Annotated in this window: 8 protein-coding genes and 3 pseudogenes; 4 read left to right on the forward strand and 7 right to left on the reverse strand. The window is 62.0% G+C overall.

Annotation, left to right across the window (positions count from 1 at the left end; genetic code table 11):
- Positions 1 to 209 precede the first annotated feature (209 nt).
- From KQH55_RS14475 to KQH55_RS14485, 3 genes are all read right to left on the reverse strand, one after another.
- Positions 210 to 518 carry a hypothetical protein gene (locus KQH55_RS14475; RefSeq protein WP_235091493.1) on the reverse strand — a complete coding sequence of 103 codons (309 nt, stop codon included), beginning with the start codon at positions 516 to 518 and terminating at the stop codon, positions 210 to 212.
- Positions 519 to 980: 462 nt separating this feature from the next.
- Complete coding sequence (locus KQH55_RS14480; protein ID WP_170872344.1) at positions 981 to 1,283, reverse strand: addiction module antidote protein; 303 nt, start codon at positions 1,281 to 1,283, stop codon at positions 981 to 983.
- 2 nt (positions 1,284 to 1,285) lie between these two features.
- Positions 1,286 to 1,585, reverse strand: coding sequence for a type II toxin-antitoxin system RelE/ParE family toxin (locus tag KQH55_RS14485; RefSeq protein WP_076794310.1), 300 nt, complete (start codon positions 1,583 to 1,585; stop codon positions 1,286 to 1,288).
- 177 nt (positions 1,586 to 1,762) lie between these two features.
- Here KQH55_RS14485 and KQH55_RS14490 point away from each other — a divergent pair.
- Positions 1,763 to 1,879 (forward strand): annotated as a pseudogene (locus tag KQH55_RS14490) (recombinase family protein); the annotation flags it as partial.
- A gap of 16 nt (positions 1,880 to 1,895) precedes the next feature.
- Here the strand turns inward: KQH55_RS14490 and KQH55_RS14495 are convergent.
- A pseudogene (locus KQH55_RS14495) lies at positions 1,896 to 2,302 on the reverse strand (integrase core domain-containing protein); the annotation flags it as partial.
- Between the two features lie 90 nt (positions 2,303 to 2,392).
- On the opposite strand from KQH55_RS14495, the gene KQH55_RS14500 reads away from it, so the two are divergent.
- Both KQH55_RS14500 and KQH55_RS14505 read left to right on the forward strand, forming a co-directional pair.
- Positions 2,393 to 2,602, forward strand: coding sequence for a transposase family protein (locus KQH55_RS14500; RefSeq protein WP_235091494.1), 210 nt, complete (start codon positions 2,393 to 2,395; stop codon positions 2,600 to 2,602).
- A gap of 54 nt (positions 2,603 to 2,656) precedes the next feature.
- Positions 2,657 to 3,130, forward strand: a complete 474-nt coding sequence (locus KQH55_RS14505; protein ID WP_139337288.1) for a transposase — start codon at positions 2,657 to 2,659, stop codon at positions 3,128 to 3,130.
- Between the two features lie 195 nt (positions 3,131 to 3,325).
- Here the strand turns inward: KQH55_RS14505 and KQH55_RS14510 are convergent, their stop codons facing one another.
- From KQH55_RS14510 to KQH55_RS14520, 3 genes are read right to left on the reverse strand one after another with little or no spacing between them, the layout of a single operon-like run.
- A complete protein-coding gene (locus KQH55_RS14510) occupies positions 3,326 to 10,816 on the reverse strand; it encodes a DUF6603 domain-containing protein (protein ID WP_235091495.1) in 7,491 nt (2,496 codons plus the stop codon).
- Positions 10,817 to 10,830: 14 nt separating this feature from the next.
- A complete protein-coding gene (locus KQH55_RS14515; RefSeq protein ID WP_235091496.1) occupies positions 10,831 to 12,360 on the reverse strand; it encodes a phospholipase D-like domain-containing protein in 1,530 nt (509 codons plus the stop codon).
- 18 nt (positions 12,361 to 12,378) lie between these two features.
- On the reverse strand, positions 12,379 to 16,347 hold the full coding sequence (locus tag KQH55_RS14520; RefSeq protein WP_235091497.1) for a hypothetical protein: 3,969 nt from the start codon (positions 16,345 to 16,347) through the stop codon (positions 12,379 to 12,381).
- Between the two features lie 504 nt (positions 16,348 to 16,851).
- Between KQH55_RS14520 and KQH55_RS14525 the strand changes: the two are divergent.
- Positions 16,852 to 17,186: pseudogene (locus tag KQH55_RS14525) on the forward strand (transposase); the annotation flags it as partial.
- Positions 17,187 to 17,373 lie beyond the last annotated feature (187 nt).

Genomic DNA, 17,373 nt, shown 5'->3' on the forward strand with positions numbered 1-17,373 from the left:
ATGCCGATCATCCCCGGCTAGATTACGCCGATCCGTGACATGGCGTTCAGGCGATGGCATCCCGTTATCTTGGCCTTCTGCCGCCCAGTGCCCTCCGGAGCGATGATGATTCGAGGCTTGCCCGAGATCGGCGATAGGCTGACCTATGCTTGCTAACCGGCCTGCGGCCACATGAGCCTTTGTATAAAAAGCGAATGTCGGTGACGGCGTCACGGCGTCTTTTTGAGCGCACGCGTGGGCGGGCGCGGCCGCGGCCGCCTAATCGGGCCCGAGGTCTGGCCTGATGCGGACTGGGTGGGTCTGCGCTGCCGTACGCGCCGCGCTTTTTCAGCGTCGGCGTTCGCGCGCTGCAGCGCGGCTAAGTTGCCTTCCAGCATGCCAATGTGCTGGCGTGCGTCCCCCAATTGCGCCTGCAGCGCTTGCCGCTCAGCGCGGCGCTGCGCGTCACTTTCGTCGGCGCGTCGCACTGCCGCATCCCGTTCCTTGATCAGGCGCGCGCTGGTGCGGCGCTCATGCATGCTGCCTCAGCCGCCGCCAGCGCGGGCTCCAGTTCCGGCAGGCGCGCCTGTGCAGCGAGCAGCGCCGCGTGCGCGGTGGCCGCGGCTCGCTGCTTGGCAAGGCCTGTGCCTCTCCGAGGTCGCCAGCGGCACCATGGGCAACTTCTGTCGGCACCTGTCCCCGGATGGGCAGGACCAGTGGTGACTTGACATTTTGTGTAAAGGGCAACACGCGCAGGTCGTGCCGGCGTCGCCGGAACTGGTCAGGCCGGGTGCCCACGTAGCGAGCCGGACGCGGGCCGTCGTTGATTTTTTGGTCCAGCCGCGGGGCAATTCATGGCGCACGGCACGACGGCGTCTGACAAGAAAAACGCAGATCCAGCTGCGTAGAAAAACCGCAAAGTATTATGCGCGGGTAGCACGAGATGAGCTGATGAGTTAGCTGAACCTCGGGTTGTAAGCCGGAAACCACAAAAATTTCCGTCAATGCAGCGGCTGTGCCACCAGGCGCACGCCCAAGGCAGCACAAACGCGGCTGATCGTCTCAAAGCGCGGCGCGCTGCCAGGCCGAAGCGCTTTGTACAGGGCTTCGCGTGCGATGCCAGAGTCTTTGGCCACCTGCGCCATCCCCCGAGCACGGGCGATGTCACCAAGGGCTGCGGCCAGCAGCGCTGGATCATTCTCTTCAAGAACACTTGTTAGGTACGACGCGACATCCTCTTCGCTGTTCAGGTACTCGGCCGCATCGAACTCGGGAAGTTGGGAAACTTTGATTCGCTGGGTCATGGTCAATCCTCCAAAGAATTCGCTAACGCAATCGCCCGGTGAATGTCAGCCTGCTGAGTCGACTTGTTGCCACCGCCCAGCATCACGATGAGCGTCTCACCGCGCTGGACATAATACATGCGCCAGCCAGGACCGAATGGCTCGCGCATCTCAAATACACCTTCACCCACTGGCTTCACGTCGCCCAAGTTACCAAGCTGCGCCTTCCGTAGTCGCTTGTTCAAGCGCTGTCTGGTCAGTCCGTCCTTCAGGCTCTTGAGCCAACTGGAGAACTCGTCGAGCAATTTCACCGTGTAGGTCATGACTCGATTGTAATCGTTTGATTACATAAGATCAACGCTGCGAAGCATTGGCGGATTAGTCGGCAAACAACGGTTTGGTGACAGGCTTTGTTTCACCTCGTGAACCGCCCGTGTAGCACCTTCAAAATGTGCGCGCAACACCATCGCTATGCGCCTATTTCGGATAGTTATCCGCCTATGCTGGTTGGCTATATGCGCATATCGCAGAGCAAGGATTTGCAGCGCGGCGCGCTGCTCGCCGCTGGCGTCGATGCCCGTCACCTTTTTGAGGATCATGCTTCCGGCGCGAAGAACGGTTGGACACACTTGGCGTGTGAAGTGTCAAAAGGTAACTTCTCGACTCAGAAAGTCTTGCCATCGGTGCAATGCCTCCGATGGCGCTGTGCGCGCGATACCAATTGTAGTGGTGCTGCCAGCTTGTTAAAGCTTCTCGGCAATGCGTGCAGCTTGGGTAGGCCCGGCATCAGCCCACTCGCGCAAAGCTGACCGGAGGAAGCGTTCAGCCTTGCCGTTGGTCTGTGGGCGATAGACCCGTGTCAATCTGTGCTGGATGCCCAGTTCCTAACAGGCCCGAGCGGATTCACGCGAATAAAACGCCGAACCATTATCAGTGAGCAGCCTGCAGATGCGCACACCCATGCTGGCGTACCATGCTACGGCATCGCGCAGAAACGGCACGGCGCGAGCCTGCTTCACGTCTGGATACATCGCCGTGAAGCAATCCGAATCACTCGGATAATCGGCGTGAATTTTTCTTTCCTTCAACGCCTATTACCCGCTGCCGACATGCGCATTCTCGGAGGGGAGATGATCGGCCATCGGCTCATCGTTGCCCTGAAACATCAAGGGCTCGTTGCGCACTGCGCGGCGTGTGGGGCGACCAGCTCCCGGATACACGGAGGATACCGACGACGCGTTGAGGATCTACCGTGTAGCGGCCATCGCGTCACCCTGGAAATCCAGGTGCGGCGCTTTCATTGCGATAACACAATGTGTCGCCGGCGAACATTCGCCTAATGCCTTGCGCCATTCACTGCGTATCAGCAGCGCCGCACAGCCCGAGCACAGACGGTGCTGTGGCATGTGGGCTTGGCGCTCAGTGGCGCCGCAGGTGCGCGCCTAGCGCAGCAGCTAGGCATTTCGATCAGCGGCGAAACGATGCTTCGTTTGCTCAAGCGCAACGGTCAAAAATACGTCACGACGACATCCACCCCTACCATAGTTGGTGTCGATGACTGGGCAGTCAAACACGCTCATCGCTATGGCACCCTACTGGTCGACATCGAGCAACGGCGCCCATTGGACCGGTTGCCCGATCGCGACATCGGTGGCGAACTGACTAACAGGAAACCGCGCAATCCGCATCGTGTCGCGCGATTGCGCTGGGAAGGCATCACACGTGGCGCGCCGCAAGCATGCAGCGGTTTGCAGCCAAGCATTGGTCACGACTACGATGCCGTACACGCTGCACGACTCACGCCTTACGGCAACGGCATCGTCGAGGGCCATGTTAATCGGCTCAAGTTTCTCAAGCGCCCAATGTAGGGCCGCGCCGACTTCCAACTGCTTCGTACACGCGTGTTGAATCAGTGCTGACTTGTGACGTGAAACGTCACATAAAGTGGGGAAAAGCCACTTCTAAGTACTGTTGACAAAATCTTAACCGACTGCCTTAACGCAACGGAATCCCCTTCACGATAGCAAAGTCGATGGGGGAGGAAACGGTGGTCCGGCAGTCGGTCAGGCGACAGTGATCGCAACCGTCTCAGGACTTGTTTCTCCTTCCTGGCGTAGAACCAGCGAGTCTTGGTTCAACGTCGTGTTGTCACGGCGAAATGTGAATTCTATGCGTATTTCCCCAGTTGGCAGGCTGCCCGCTCCGGTTGGGACGAGCACAAACCCGGTGCCATCCGCGGCGCGCACGATGCGGACAGCAAGCGGTGTGTAGGATGCGCTCGAACGGAACCGCCGCGCGTGCAGAACGGCACCGGCGTGGTCGACAAGCCGCATATCCACGCCCTCTTTCGGGAAGCCGGGCAGGAATTCTGCCGCCGCAAGGCCCTTCCATCGCGCCTCCTCTCCTGCGCGCGAGGCGTAGCCTTCTGGCTCCATAGAGGCTGTGATCCGCACGCGCCGGCCCGAGACCAAAAATGGCTCGGCCTCGAAAGCATACCACCGCTCGAAGGTGGGTACGGCGTGCAGGATCTCCGGCGGTGCGACCTCGATTCCAGCGGTGAACGCAGCGAACGCGCCCACTGTTCCCTTGCCCAGGCCCGCGTCAGCGATGTCGGCAAGCACGGTCCCGTCGACTGACAGCATGAGGCGATGCCCGATCGCCTCGATGGAAACGCGCCGAGCTGGACCACCAGGGGGCATCGAGCCGGACCAGAGCACAGTATCCGTCCCGGCGGTTCGGACCACGAGCCGTCCGGTCGCAGCGGCCGGGTCGAGGGCGAGCAGCACGTGGTCGCGCGGCGAGACATAGCGCCACACCAACCCGCACTCTCCGACGCCGCCGGCCTTCGGCACCAGGGTCGCGTTTATTTGCAAATCGGACCATGCGCCGGCGGCAAGTACCGCGTAGCTCTCGCCCGTCGCTGGCGGTTGCGCGATGTCGCTGGCGAGTACGCCATAAGCGATGCGCCAGATGCCGCGATCGCCGTTGGGAGAAGAATCGTCGATACGCCACTCGCGAAGCGTCCTTAGGATGCGGTTGATACGCACGCCGCTGAAACGAGCTTGCGGGTTCCGCTGCGCGTAGAAACCAACAGACGTGCCGACGTTGGTTGGGTCCATGACGGACGCAACGAGGACGCCATTGACGTGCACGGTCAGACGACTTCCCACCGCCTCCACGACGACCGCGTACGTGGTCACACCCGGTGGGAGGGTCGATGCATGCAGCACCTGGAAAGCGCCGCCTGAAAAGCGCGCGAGGACACGCCGGCGGCGAGTCCGGTCAATAGAAAATCGGTAGTAGTTTTGCTCGTCAGTGTAACGGAACACGACGCCGGCCGCCCCGTTTCCGGGCATGTCAAGATTCATCGTCAGTTGGATGTCTGCCGCCGTGAGCGGGGGGCCAAGCGCGAGCGTGCCGCGTGACGGCTGCTCAAGTGGATAACCAAGTGGCGTTGAATCCGGCGTCGTAAAGGCGCCAGTCTGCGAGAGCACGCCCAACGTGGCGCTCCATTGCGGAACGCCTGCTCCCGGTGGGACGACAAACGAGAGTTCAGATAGGTCAGCGAAGGTTGGCTGCCACTGCAGAGTGGGCGCGCCGTCCCCGATCTCGTCAGCTTCCAGAAAATTGCCATTCCATAGCGCGGTGCCGGCTGGGAGGTCTCCAGCGTCAGGGCTCGGCACGGTCCGCCGTTCAATGGCAAGGCCAGTTAGGTCGCGGTCCTCGAGAAGGAGCACCGTTGCCCATTCCTGCTGCGGATCCGGTGGGATGCCCATCGCAAAGCCGATCTCCGCTAACTTGGCTCCTTTGGCCGGCACAGGCGACGGAACTGGATCGGCTGAACTCGTTGCTAGCGTGGTTCGCTCCCAATCGATCGGCTCTGCCGTGCGAACGAGAAGAGCCGTAGTCTGTCCGCTTGTGACCAGGCGCGTCGCCTCGAACCGACCGATGGCCTGCCGGGCGGCGGGACCGAGCGCGCCATCGGCGACCGCGTCGAAGGCACGTGCCTCCACTTCCCCCGGTGCAGACCCAGCGGCGGGACTGGCAGGGTCAATGGCCAGGGCGCTGGTGATCGCGATCGGCGCTGCATCAGCAGGCACCGTCGTGATCGTGCGGTCGTCGCCGCTCAGCACATGATGCCTGAAATCAGCGAAAGCGGACGTGGTGAACTGGAATCGGTAGACAATAGGCGCCGTCGTCCGCAGGTCGTCCACTCGGACGTCGGCGAAACGCGCGCCGGCATTGGCGGCAGTGTAAAGAGCGACCGTGCCGCTGGCCCATGCCGTGTTGGCGATATCGAAGGCGAGGTCGCCGTCGATGTGTACTCGCAGGTTCGCTCCCGCTGCTTCGATTAAAATCTGCAGATCGGAGTTCATGGGATACCCGCCCGTCGCTTCGGCGAGAACTCGCGCGGATCTCGGACACACCAGCACGAGTTGGCGGAGGTTGCGCTGGCGGTCGAGCTTCACGAGATAGCCGCGGCAGCCTTTCATCCGAACGCCTAGCCCGATGATCCCGTTGCCAGCAGAGCGCACCAACGCCGCAAGCCGGTAGTCGGTCCAAGCCGATGGCTGGTCGGGAGCGCCGGAAGCTTGGCGGAAGGTGTCCGCGAGCGATAGCAGCGTCCCGCCAGGGAACGGGGCGTTGCGCACGCCCGGTCCACTCGAGACTGCAGCGGTCTCCTCAACGTAGCGGCTAGTGGGCGCGCCACTCTCCCCGATCCTCCAAATCGAAGGCGCTTCGTCCGATCCTACGTCGAGCACGTTCCAGGTGAAAGTGCCGCCTGTTAGCGCAGCTCCGCTGCCGGAGGCGGTCGCACCCAGCGCGTAGCCGTCGAAGGTGTCGTGCGCCAGCAACGGCAACAGCCGCGCTTCGTAGGTTGTCACGGGATCGAGCACAAATCCGGTGGCGCCGACTATCTTGTTGCGGGCGACGGTCCCGAGATTGACCGTCCCCGTCGTGCAGTGAGCGTCGTTGAGCACCTCCAGCCAACGCCTCTCGGAGTCGGTCAGGTCGATCTGGTCGGTCCGCGCCCACCGATTCGGCAGTACCGCCAGTCGGCCGTGAGCGTCACGGACTGGCCGGTCGTTCATATCATAGAGAACGAGCGATAGGTCGCGTCCCGCCAGCGCGTACATGAGATCGACGTAGTTTACCCCGAAGATGACGCCCGCGTCGTAACCACGGTAGACCGGCCGGGGCAGAATTGGCGGTTGTCCCGGCGGCGGAACGGTCGGTGGGATCGTCTGGCGAACATAGCGGGACAGGCCTTCGAGCCCGGTCGCTATACGCGGCGGCGCGGTGGCGCCGCCGGTGCCTGCGTTCGGAATAAGAGCGTTGCCCGACGGCGTTAGCGCGGAAAGTCCAGGCGGCCCCTCCGTACGGAAATACGATACTTGTGTGATCGTGCGGGTTCCGGCAAAGGCGTCTGGCACCTTTGAGCCTGATGGCAATCGAACGCCAAGTTCGGTGACAAGTTTGAGACGGAACGTCGTATGCGGCGGCAGGACGTCGTCATCCGCACTCCACCGCGCAAGCTCTTCGAGGGTGTGCTGACTCATCGCTTTCCACTCCGCCTGTTCACCAGCATCGAGGCCGACGAGGGCGCACACTTCGAGGAGGCAGAAGCCGTTGCCGTTAGCTGAAACGACAAGATGATCGACGCCCCGCCCATCAATCACGGCTGCTCCATCTTTCGCTGGGGTGCTCGACAGCAGACGCTTGCCTGCATCGTAGGCATCGACGTGGACCATGCCACCGCCTTCCCGGCAGATGCGGTGCACTAGCGTCGTTGACGGTTCGCGCGCGCGGACCACGACGCGTGTGACGGAGGCATCAGGCGCGGCAAGGATAACTTCGACAATACGGAGGCGCTGTCCAACCGCTTGCTGGGCTACGACACGGCCCAAGGCGTCGAGTCCGATCACCATCACGCTGTCGTTGGCAGATGAGATTGCGACGCGGATCAGGCCCGCGGTAGCGTCAAAGTCGCAATGAAGCTCGGCGCCACACTCTATTCCACTTGCCTGCGAGCTGTCTGCGAGAGCGACCGACCGGATCTGAGATGAGTCCGCGGGATTGCCGCCGGAGGCAAACGTTATGAACCGCACACCGCCTTCGACGAGCGGGTTCGGGCCCTGTTCCGGCTTACGGTCAAAGAAGTCGACACACGCAGCCGTCCCGCGCGCCGTGTCAATGAAGGTTCGTACGGCCATTTGCTTTACGTCCCGCAGCAGGAGAATCTCTGCCTCACTCTCAGGCGCAAAGCACAGTCCGTTCGCCGCGGAGGCGTGTGCCGCGAGCACATGGGCCGCAACGATAGGCGGCGGGGGCACCATCCAGCTCACAACAAACGCATCGTTGCCAGGGCACGTCCACGGTGGCGTCAACCGGTCGCCGGGAACGTATGCAGAAAAATTGCAGCAGACCCAACGGTCCTCCGGGAGGGCGACGCAGGGATAGTTTGGGAACATTGAGACGAACCAGTCCGGCCAGGACTGGCTGATCGTCCGGCGGGAGAAGCTGAACGGTGTTTTGGTCCAGACTCGCAGCTTAGTCTGCCCTGGCCCAGGGCCGCCGCCCGGTGGGGCCATGGTGGGCATCCAGGTCCCATAGAGCGTTGGCGTCGCGGCCGGAAGCGATGAGTCGGGGACCTTGCCGGACCGCGCGACAGCCTGCCAGGCGGTATCGATCCAGCGATCGAGCCTTATCTCCGTCACTGCAGGCCGGATCAACACGGGTCCCTCGTTGCTGGTGGGATTGCCGATCTGCGTCCAACCGGCGGGTCTGCCGGTCGGGTACTGTGGCTGCGGATTGGCGCCCACCAGGGCGTCATCATGGACGGAGCAGCCGAAGGTGATTTCGGGCCGCGCGTCGAGCGGGACAACGGGAAGAGTGCCCGCGTCGGGTGGCGCGGAGTCGGGTGCCGGCAGTGCGGGTGGTTGATCAGCAAAAAATTCGCGCTGCGGCGAGCCCGCATCGATTGCCGGCAATAGCAAACTTCCTGCGGGCAGCGGCCAAGTCGTGCACACGAGCTCGTGACCAAGCGCGACCTCTTTCACTGTGGCCGGCAGCAGTGGCGGCTTGGCGTCCGGTCCCCACTCGAGCGAAAAGTCGACGTGGAAGTCGGGCAGTGGCCACGGCAGGCTCACGGACACACTGAGGTCGGCGTGGATGAAGAACGGGTCGAACACGCCCGCAGCCAGCGTTGCCGCCGCGTCCAGATGGAAGCCGAACCCGAACACCGATACGCCGTATCCGCCATGCAACGACAGCAAGCCCTGGAAGTAGGCGGGCTTGAACGAGAGATCAGCGTGCCCATCAATCCAAGCAGAGATATCCACACTGAGCGGTCCGAAATGCCAGTGCTTGTCGATGCCGGTCCAGGCGCCCGTGCGTAACCGGTGCCCTTCGATCATAAAATAAGAGTCGGCGCGGAAGATGCGCCGGAAGACATCAGCACTAATGCGGCGCTCACGAGGTTCGTCTATACCGAGATAAAGGTGCCAGGCTCCGGCGTCATGGAAGTTGAAAAACGCCTCAAGCGAACCGTGAAGATCGATCAACTCGCCGCCGTCGGCAATCAAGTAGCGCGCATCGAGGCCTGCGGTGACGGTACCGACGCGGTTGTCGATGACCAGGAGGGTACGGAAAACGGGCTCGTCGCCAAGGTTCGAGCGTGACTTCAAGACATTGGCCCGTCCTTCGATGAGGATGATGGGACCCGGAAAGACGATGGCAAGGAGCAGCCGGCCGGCGAACGTGAAGCCGTTGTCGGCTACGGTGCCAAGGGTGATACCAGCGCCGAGGCCGAGGCTACCCTTAGCGTCGGTCCACTTCCCGAGCCGTGCTACGCCAACACCCGGGGGGGTCCGATGGTACCAGCTAGCCTCTGGCGGCACTTCGTACCAGGCCTCGGCTGGAGCGCGGCCGGGCTCCATGTTGAACGCAAAAAGGCCGGCGAGTCCGTAGAGACCCAATCCAGTCGACCACAGAGGGATCCCGACAGGCAGCTCGACGCCGACATAAATGGCGAAAAAGGTGAGATCGGCGGGCTGATCGTAGCCGACCACCAACTCGCCGTCGAGGACGAGATCGAGCGAAGTAAGCCTCAACTCGATGTCACCATCGAAGCGGTACACGCCCGGCTCCGGCTGGCGCATCGCGACAAAGCCCTTGAATGACAGGCTCCCAGGAACCTCAAACTCGATACCAACACCGTTGAGCGACAGCGACGGATTGAGCGCGCCGCCGGGCGACCACCGGACGCGCATGCCTTCGACCGAGGCGCCCGCCGGCAGTCCTTCGACGAGCTTAATGCCACCATTGAAGCCAATCCATCGTTTGCCGTCGCTCTCAGTTCCAAAGCCGATCTTGACGATCGCCAGCTGGAAGCCATAGAAGCTCAGTACATACTGCTCAGGCAGGGCGAGCCATCCACCTTCGATGCAGACGTGACCAGTGTCGTCGATCGTAAGCGCCTGGACGCGAAAGGTCGGCCACTCCAGGCCCGCGACCTCCAGCCGAATCGTGCCACTGAGCGAGACGAAGAACGTGTCGCTCTGGCGCCCGAGCGTGATGCTGTCGAGCGTCATCGCGAGAAGCCCAGGCTTGTTGATCGTGACGGGCCCGCTGCCGTCCACGCTGTGCACCCCGAGCATGAGGTTCCCGGCCAGGTCGAATCCTGCTGTGACTGAGAGCGACTCGTCGAAAAAGGGAAGCGTGATGTCGCCGGTAAGTTCGACTCCGATCAGCGCGTTCTGCTTCAGCTCGACCGAGAAAGTGCTCGGCGTGAAAGGGAAACCGGCCAGCGTGCCGCTCGCTGGCGCCCCAGCTAGCCGAATCCGTCCCGAGACGCCGCCCGAGCCGATGAGGAAGTTTTCAAAGACGATGTTCGCGATCGGCACGGCGGTGGTAATTGCCGACGGCAGGTGCACGGTCAGGTTGCGGAAGACGACCCCGCGCCAGCTGTTGGGTAGCCCCAGCGCCTCGGCCTCCGGCAGGCCCGTGGTGTCCGAGAAGTCCAGCGCAACCGAGCCTTCGATGACAAATCCCGAATCCGCTACCATTGCCGGAGAAAGCGTAAACGCATTGGCGCCGTCGAACGTTACGTTCCAGTCCTGGTCGATGACAATCCCGACGGCAATGGCGATCTCAACAAAGGGCCGGCTGGGGTCATCCACCCATCCGCTGCTGCTCATCATCACGGGCTTGAGCATCTCGCGCGGAAAACGAAGCCGCGCGCCACCGTCCAGTTTCACCTTCAGCCCGGACGGACGAACCTCCGCCTCGAGCGTGACGCTCGCTGCGCCCGCGCCTCCAAGGATTAGCGTGAAGCCGTTCAGTCCGACAAGGCTGACGACGAGCTCCTCTGCGACCGTCAGTCCGACTGAGAAGCTGCCACCGGGTTCCGGCGAGAATACCGTCTCTTGATAGTCGGTGACCAGTATTTTGGAGAGGAGCGCCGTGATGTCGCCGCCGGGATCGAGCCGGTCGATCGGGAAAAGCTCCGTCCGGAATGCCTTGGGCAGCGGCAAGCCTTCGAAAACAGACATGAGGTGGCTCCGGTTCAGGCAAGCGCCGGCGGGCCGGCGTAAGGGTCGATCAAGTCGCGGATCGCGCGTGAGTGGCCCACAGGCGGCGGCGTGGTCCCGGGTCCTACCGGATAAAGAGCTAATTTGTTGAGTGGGTAGGGTTTGAGGTGACCGGCGTTCGCCGCCGTATCTGCCTTGAACAACGCGAAGGATGCCACTGGATCGTCAAGCGTTCCTGGTGCTCGCCCAGTATGCTCCGCCCAGAGCGTCTTGCGAAACTCGCGCGCAAAGCCCCCGACTGCGTCGACGATGCCGACGTGGACCTCGCCATCGTACGTCATGCTTCTCTGCCCGACGTTCGTCGAGCCAATCAAGACAAGCTCATCGTCGACGATCATGAGTTTAGAATGAACGTAGACGTCGTCGGTGCCATTTTGGAGCGACGCCACGACAATGTCACCGGGCGAACCCGCCGAACGGATGGAGAGCAGGTAATTTACCCCGAGGTCGCGCTGGTACTTCTGGTAGATGTGCGCCGCATCTTCGGCGTTGCTCGGTGTCAACACCACGATATTAACGCCGCGCCGCATCGCCTCGCCTAGTTGATACACGATGTCGACATCGCGGCCGGGGCTGGCTGGACGCGAGAATCGCGGTGGGTAATCCCACGGCAGGAAATACTGGTCCTCGATATAGAGGTAGGCGGAGGCTGTGCGGATCGCGTTAAGATACGAGGCCCAAATGGTGAACTCGCCGCGCGGCGACCAGCTGTAGCCGGAGAAGGCATTCGTGATGCCGAAGTTCCGCAGCACTTGGACGGAGTGCGTCCCTCCAGCCGGCGCTCCCCCGACAGGCGTTGTGATGAGCGGCTGTGGTGGCAGCAGCGGTTTCATGCCAAGGGTGCGGGAGCTGTCGTTCCATCGCTCGCGGAAGCACAGATCAAGATCCGCGACAGCGGGACCGGTGATCGCGACGCCTGTGTCGTGCGTTGGTGCACCGGCAGGGTCTCGGCCGACGACGAAGGTCGCGTGTGTCGAGTCGTCCCAGCGGGTCTTCGAGATGTCAATTGAGCCAAGCACCGCCGTGCTGCCCCCGGGCATTTTAAACACGGCCACTTTCTGATGATTGCTCCCTGCCGGTGGAAAGCGATTGTCAAGGCACGCCGTCCAGATGCCGTGGTGCAGTCGAAGTCGGTCGATTGCGAGTCCATTGGTGACGACAGATCCAGTATGCGAGGAAAGGAGGGGATAGATGGCTGCGCCGGCCGTATGCGCGCTGCTCATATCCTCAAGCGCCGTTGGCGGGGTCGGATAGCCGAGTGGGTTGACGGCCTCGAACCGCCAGCCCGTATGATAGGCTTCCGTCAGCCCGGCTTTGACCATGTTCAAATGCCAGCGCTTCATGTATGACTTACCGTCGATCAGCAATTCGACGGTATTGCCATCGGTCGAGACGGACAGCTGAGGTCCCGATCCTCCAACCGTATGGCGACTCTGTGGGACGCCAAGTACATTACCAGCGAGGGGGAGAAACCATTTTGTCTTGAGTTGGTCAAGCGAAGCCATTGGTTCTCCGTGCTAGAGTCAAACCGGCGTGATGATGGCCGGATGGAAAACGACATTCGTGTGGCCGACCTCGTTAAGGACCTTAAGGCGAAGATCAACCTGCTCGAAAGTGCGATTCGATAGAAATACGTAGTCCGTTGTCCCGGGCGCAAGCCACGGCGACGCGTTCTGGAACGTTGCCTCAGAAGCGGGGCGAAGCTGGACAAGGAGGCGGGTACCCTGACCCGCGTTTTCCCAGCCCAGGTGGATCGCCGGTAGCCGGGTTGCTCCGGCTGGGATCGGCGCCTCGAACGCAAACCTTTCCCCGGAATCGTCAATCCTTATCCATTCAGCCACAGTGATCGCAGGCGGCTCGGGCGGAAACTCGTCGAATGCTCGGACGCGGATCGCCGTCGACGGCTCGGAAAAATTGCCGCCATGCCCGCGCGGGTCCGGATCTGTCCGATCAATTGCCACGACCCGGTACCAAAGGTCGCAAAGCCCTGGTGCGGGATCATCGGTCCATTCGACAGTAACTGGACGATTCGCTGGATCGGGATCGGCCGCAATCGCCGCTCGGAACATCATTGTCCGCAGGTCCCGCGCATCAAGCTCGCTCGACGCCCGGTAGACTCGATATTCGAACAGATCGGGTTCCCGATTCGATGCCCATTGCAGCGCCACACGACGGTCACCGCCGAGCGCACGCGTGATCGCCGGCGCATGAGGCGGCGTGACGTCGGGCAACCGCACCGGGGTTGCGCACACGCCGAGAACACTTCGGTTCTGCGCACCGTCGACGAAGGAGGCGCGATAGAGTAGACGGTTCGTAGCCCGACCGTCAACTTTGTCGACATAGGCACAGCGCGCGGACGATGGAGCATAGCCGGCGGGATCGTCCGGGCCACGCCGGTCGGGCGCATCGGCAGCAGCCAACGGTTTGATGGTGACTTGGACAAAGGCCCGCTCGCATCCTTGTCGATTCGCGAGGACGCGCAGCGCGTCGTCGCTGAAGGCGCGGTAGAGGGCCATCGCACCCGGCTTCGCCGCCGCTTTCTGCGCCGAAGAGGGCCCGATTGGCAGAAGAGCTCCGATGGCATTAATTAGCTCGGCGACTTGCGCTTTTTTCCCTGGCGTCCAAATCGGCTCTGCTGCGACATCCGGAAATGCAGGGTCGGCAGCGGTAAGCGGCGTGCGCGGCTGTGCCGCCCAGTCGGCCTCGAAAACCGCCTCATCGAGCGCGCGCCAGACATGTGCGGACAAGTTCGGCTGCGGCACCCAGCGGAAAGTGTGGTACGAATAGCCGTGCCAGTCTGCAGGCGTCGCGTAGACCCGGTCGCTGTCGACAATCGGCGACGGGGGGACAGGCCGCTGCCGCCAAACCCGGAATACGCGCTGCGGAGGCGCGCACTGACTCTCGTTTCCGGGCCGCTCCGCGAATGGACCCGCGCCCGGCCAACGATCCGCTGTGCTGGACGTGGAATCCGCGGCGGTCGCGCTTACATTGGCATAAGCGATCACCTTGGCAACGTTTGGGGCGAGCGGCACACCGCCCGCCATCGGCCCGTCTCCCGCAGCCGGCAAGAAGATTTCGTAGATGCGGGTTCCATCTCCCTCGTATATGACGTTGTTGCCGTAGGAGCAGACGAAGAAACGGTCCTGCCATGCAGCCGGCTCTTGCCAGCCTGCCGGTGGATCGGAGCCCCCCGACCAGTAGAGACGAAACTCCGACACGTTCGGAGCCCGCTGCTGCTGCTCCGGGCTCCAACGCCATCGAAGGCGCAGCCCGATCGTTGCTGCCCCACCAAGACCGAGCCCAGCTCGCCAGGCATCGTAGGCTGCGTCCTTCACAACGATGGGATCGTCGGGATCGAGCACATACGCCTCAACCCCTAGCGGCACGGGGGGGCGCGTTTTGTCGATAATGCGGACAGCTTGCGGATGGATTTCGGCGTCGACGTTGCTGCCGACGTAATACCAGGGCCGTGGAACCGGCTCCGGCGCCCACTGCCACCAGTTGGCGTATGGGCTCTTCGGGCTAAACCGGCCAAAGAGATCAACCGCGACGAGTTGGTACGCGTACCATCCCTCGTCTAGCCGCAAATCCAGGTATCCTGGCTCTTTCGGCGGCCAGGTAGGCAGTGCCGCCGACAGCGGGCCAGGCGCTCCAGCCGGACGGGCCGAGACGAGCGGCCGATTTTTCGTCAGCCAGTTCCGCGCCTCGGCCGGCACCACAGGCGTGTTCTCCGTGCCGCAGTTGGCGCGGTAGACATGGTACATGACAGGCGCGCGTGGATCGAGCCAGCCAAGCACCGATGGTCCGTGGGGCCAATCAAGACCGGCGCTCCCGGCCGCGTTTCGAACGACGCCAGCGTCGTCCCGAACCGGCCCGCCGGGGAGAGCATAGACGACGGTGCCAGCGGGCGAGGCAACAGGGGCCTGCGGCTCAACCTGCAATCCAAAGACGATCCAGGCGTCGATCCCATCATCAAAGCCCGACTGAACGATGTGCGCGAGAACTTTGCGAGGATCGCCGCCAGACACGCCCGCATGGTCCGCAACGACCATATAGTCGAATATCTCGCCAGGCTGCGCCGTCTCATCGGCCCAGGAAAGCCCAAGCATCTCGGCGATCGGTCGATGGAGCGATCCGGCCATGACTATGTCGAGCGGGTGTAAGCTCTTGAGCGCCGCCGTTGTCCGGTCCGGAGGCGCTGGTAGCGGGATGGTGCGCGAGGTGGCCGTCATGGGGCCGGCGCCAGGTCCACCTTGGACCAGCCGGATGCAAGCCTCGTACAGATCTTTGAACGCCGCGCCAGCCCAAATTCCGGGGGCGCCGTAGCGAACGCGGCCGACTGCCGCCGCCTCAGAGGCCGCCTGATCGACCGCGCCGGTCCATGCAGGGTAGTCCGGATGACGTGATGGCAACGACAACGGTTGAGGACAGTGCGGCACCGGTTGCCACCCGGCCGTTGCGGTATCGCTTACCTCGCCCCAGCAGATGTCGAGAACGGCGGCGTCGCCACCGCCGACGCGCACGCCAGTCATCCGGTCGGCAAACAGTTCGACAATGGCGATCGTTCCGGGCGAGCCGGTCACCTCATGAGAAGCGACCGTCATCGCATCGGCGAGATCGGTCCCGGGCAGCTGGTCAAGCCCTTCTACGGAGATTCTTTGGTAACCGGCTTCGACCGGTGTAAAGCAGATCTGAAGCAGACGCAGCAGCCCTTGAGCAGGCCGGATGCGCACTTGCACGATTTCTTCGCCGGCAATACGGATAATCTGCGGCTCATCGTCGGCGGCGGCGATGCTTTGCCGCGCTGAATTTTGCCCCGCACTGTCGAAGCCTTCAACGACGATAACAGTGCCCGCTCCGATTAATTGAATATCGACCGTGCCCGCTCCCCTCGGCAGCAGTACCTCAAGTGGCGCGCCGACGACCAGCATGGGCGGTCTGCCAGGATGCTTTGAAGGCGTGACCACCGCGCGGGCGGCGCCCGCACGCGGCCCGCCTCCACTGATTTTGACGCCGTCAATCATTATCGGTAAACTTACGAGCTCCGGTTGCGCGACAAAATCGATGCAGCGACGCGCGCTGCGCGGCTCACCGAACGCGATTCTGAGTCGGAACTGGCGCATCAACCGGTCCGCCGTGCGGTCAAAGCGAACATACGGACGGCCCCGTAAATCGATTCCCTGGATGCCCGGCGACGGCCAATCGCTGGTAAAAACGAGGGGTACAGGGCTCGTCAGGCGGCCGTCGCCGAAAGAGAGCTCGGTTTGCCCGGGGTTCGGCGGCTGACCTTGCGCCGAAATGCAGGCTTGACGCACTTCCCTGTTTCCTCGCCGGCGGAACAAGAAAAAGCCGTGCCACGGAAACGCGCGCGCGCGCGATGTCGTCCAGCGCAGATGTATTCCATCGGCGAGCGGCGGCTGGTCGGCCAAAGGCGGATTGTCCCCGCGAATACCGAGCCCTACCATCACTAGACTTGACAATTGCAGACCCAAACCCCTTCTCCTGAGAGACCGACAATTACTACATACCCTGTTAATTTTTCAGTCGTGCGCTTGCACACACGTATTCTCTCCAAAGAAATAAAAAATAAATGAAATACACATCTAAATTAAATTTCTCGAAGATCCTTTTAACTTACTTTATGAAACCCAGGTTATATGTCAAGAAAAAGATGACGAGTGAATCGCCCCGAGTTTTGAAGAGATTTCTTGAGCCGGCGCGCCTCTGGCACCTCCATGCCTCTGAACTTTGCGCGCCACGTGTAGAACGACGCGTTGGCTCGGTTGTGGCAATCTGATGTGCCTTTGGAGAGCGTAGCCGAGAACGGCACCGTACGGCGTCGGTTACCAGGACTGAGTTTTCGAGGCAAGATGTCGTGCCGTAAGCAACTTTGCTTTAGTGGACTCTAGATCGGCTATTAGCAGACTGATGCAAGCGCGAAGGACCGGATCCGAGACGCCCTCAAGGAGTTCGTCAGCCGCAGAGGATTTCGGGGCCGCAGTCTCGATGAGAAACGGGAACATGCCTATTACATCGTCTATGCGGCGCGCCGCAAGGCATCAAAGCAGAACACTGGTTAATGTGGTGGGGCGCAGATGGGAAATCGAGATCAGCTTTAAGGCAACCAAGGGCGAACGCGGTTTGGATCAGTACGAGGTGCGCCGATGGCAGGGCTGGTATCAACATATCACCCTCGCGCTGCTAGCCCATGCCGTTCTGGTTACGCTTGGCGCGTGTAGTAAAAAACTCCCGAAGGGATGGTGCTGCTGAGCGTGCAAGAGATTCGCCGATTGCTATGCCGTCTTTTATGGAGGGGATTGAACTCGATTAACGCTGTTCTGCGATGGTCAATCTGGCGCCGCACCCATCAATGGCGAGCGCAGCAAGCTCATTAGATCCTATGTAGTGCGAGACCAACCAAAGCTTAAGTCGTAAGCTTAAGTGAATCAAGGCGAACGCAACGGAGGCTATCATGCGTACAGATCACTTAGCCGGAGCCGATGCTGAGAACGTAATAC

The sequence above is a fragment of the Mycetohabitans sp. B3 genome, assembly GCF_021498065.1.
In the GTDB taxonomy this organism is placed as follows: Bacteria; Pseudomonadota; Gammaproteobacteria; order Burkholderiales; family Burkholderiaceae; genus Mycetohabitans.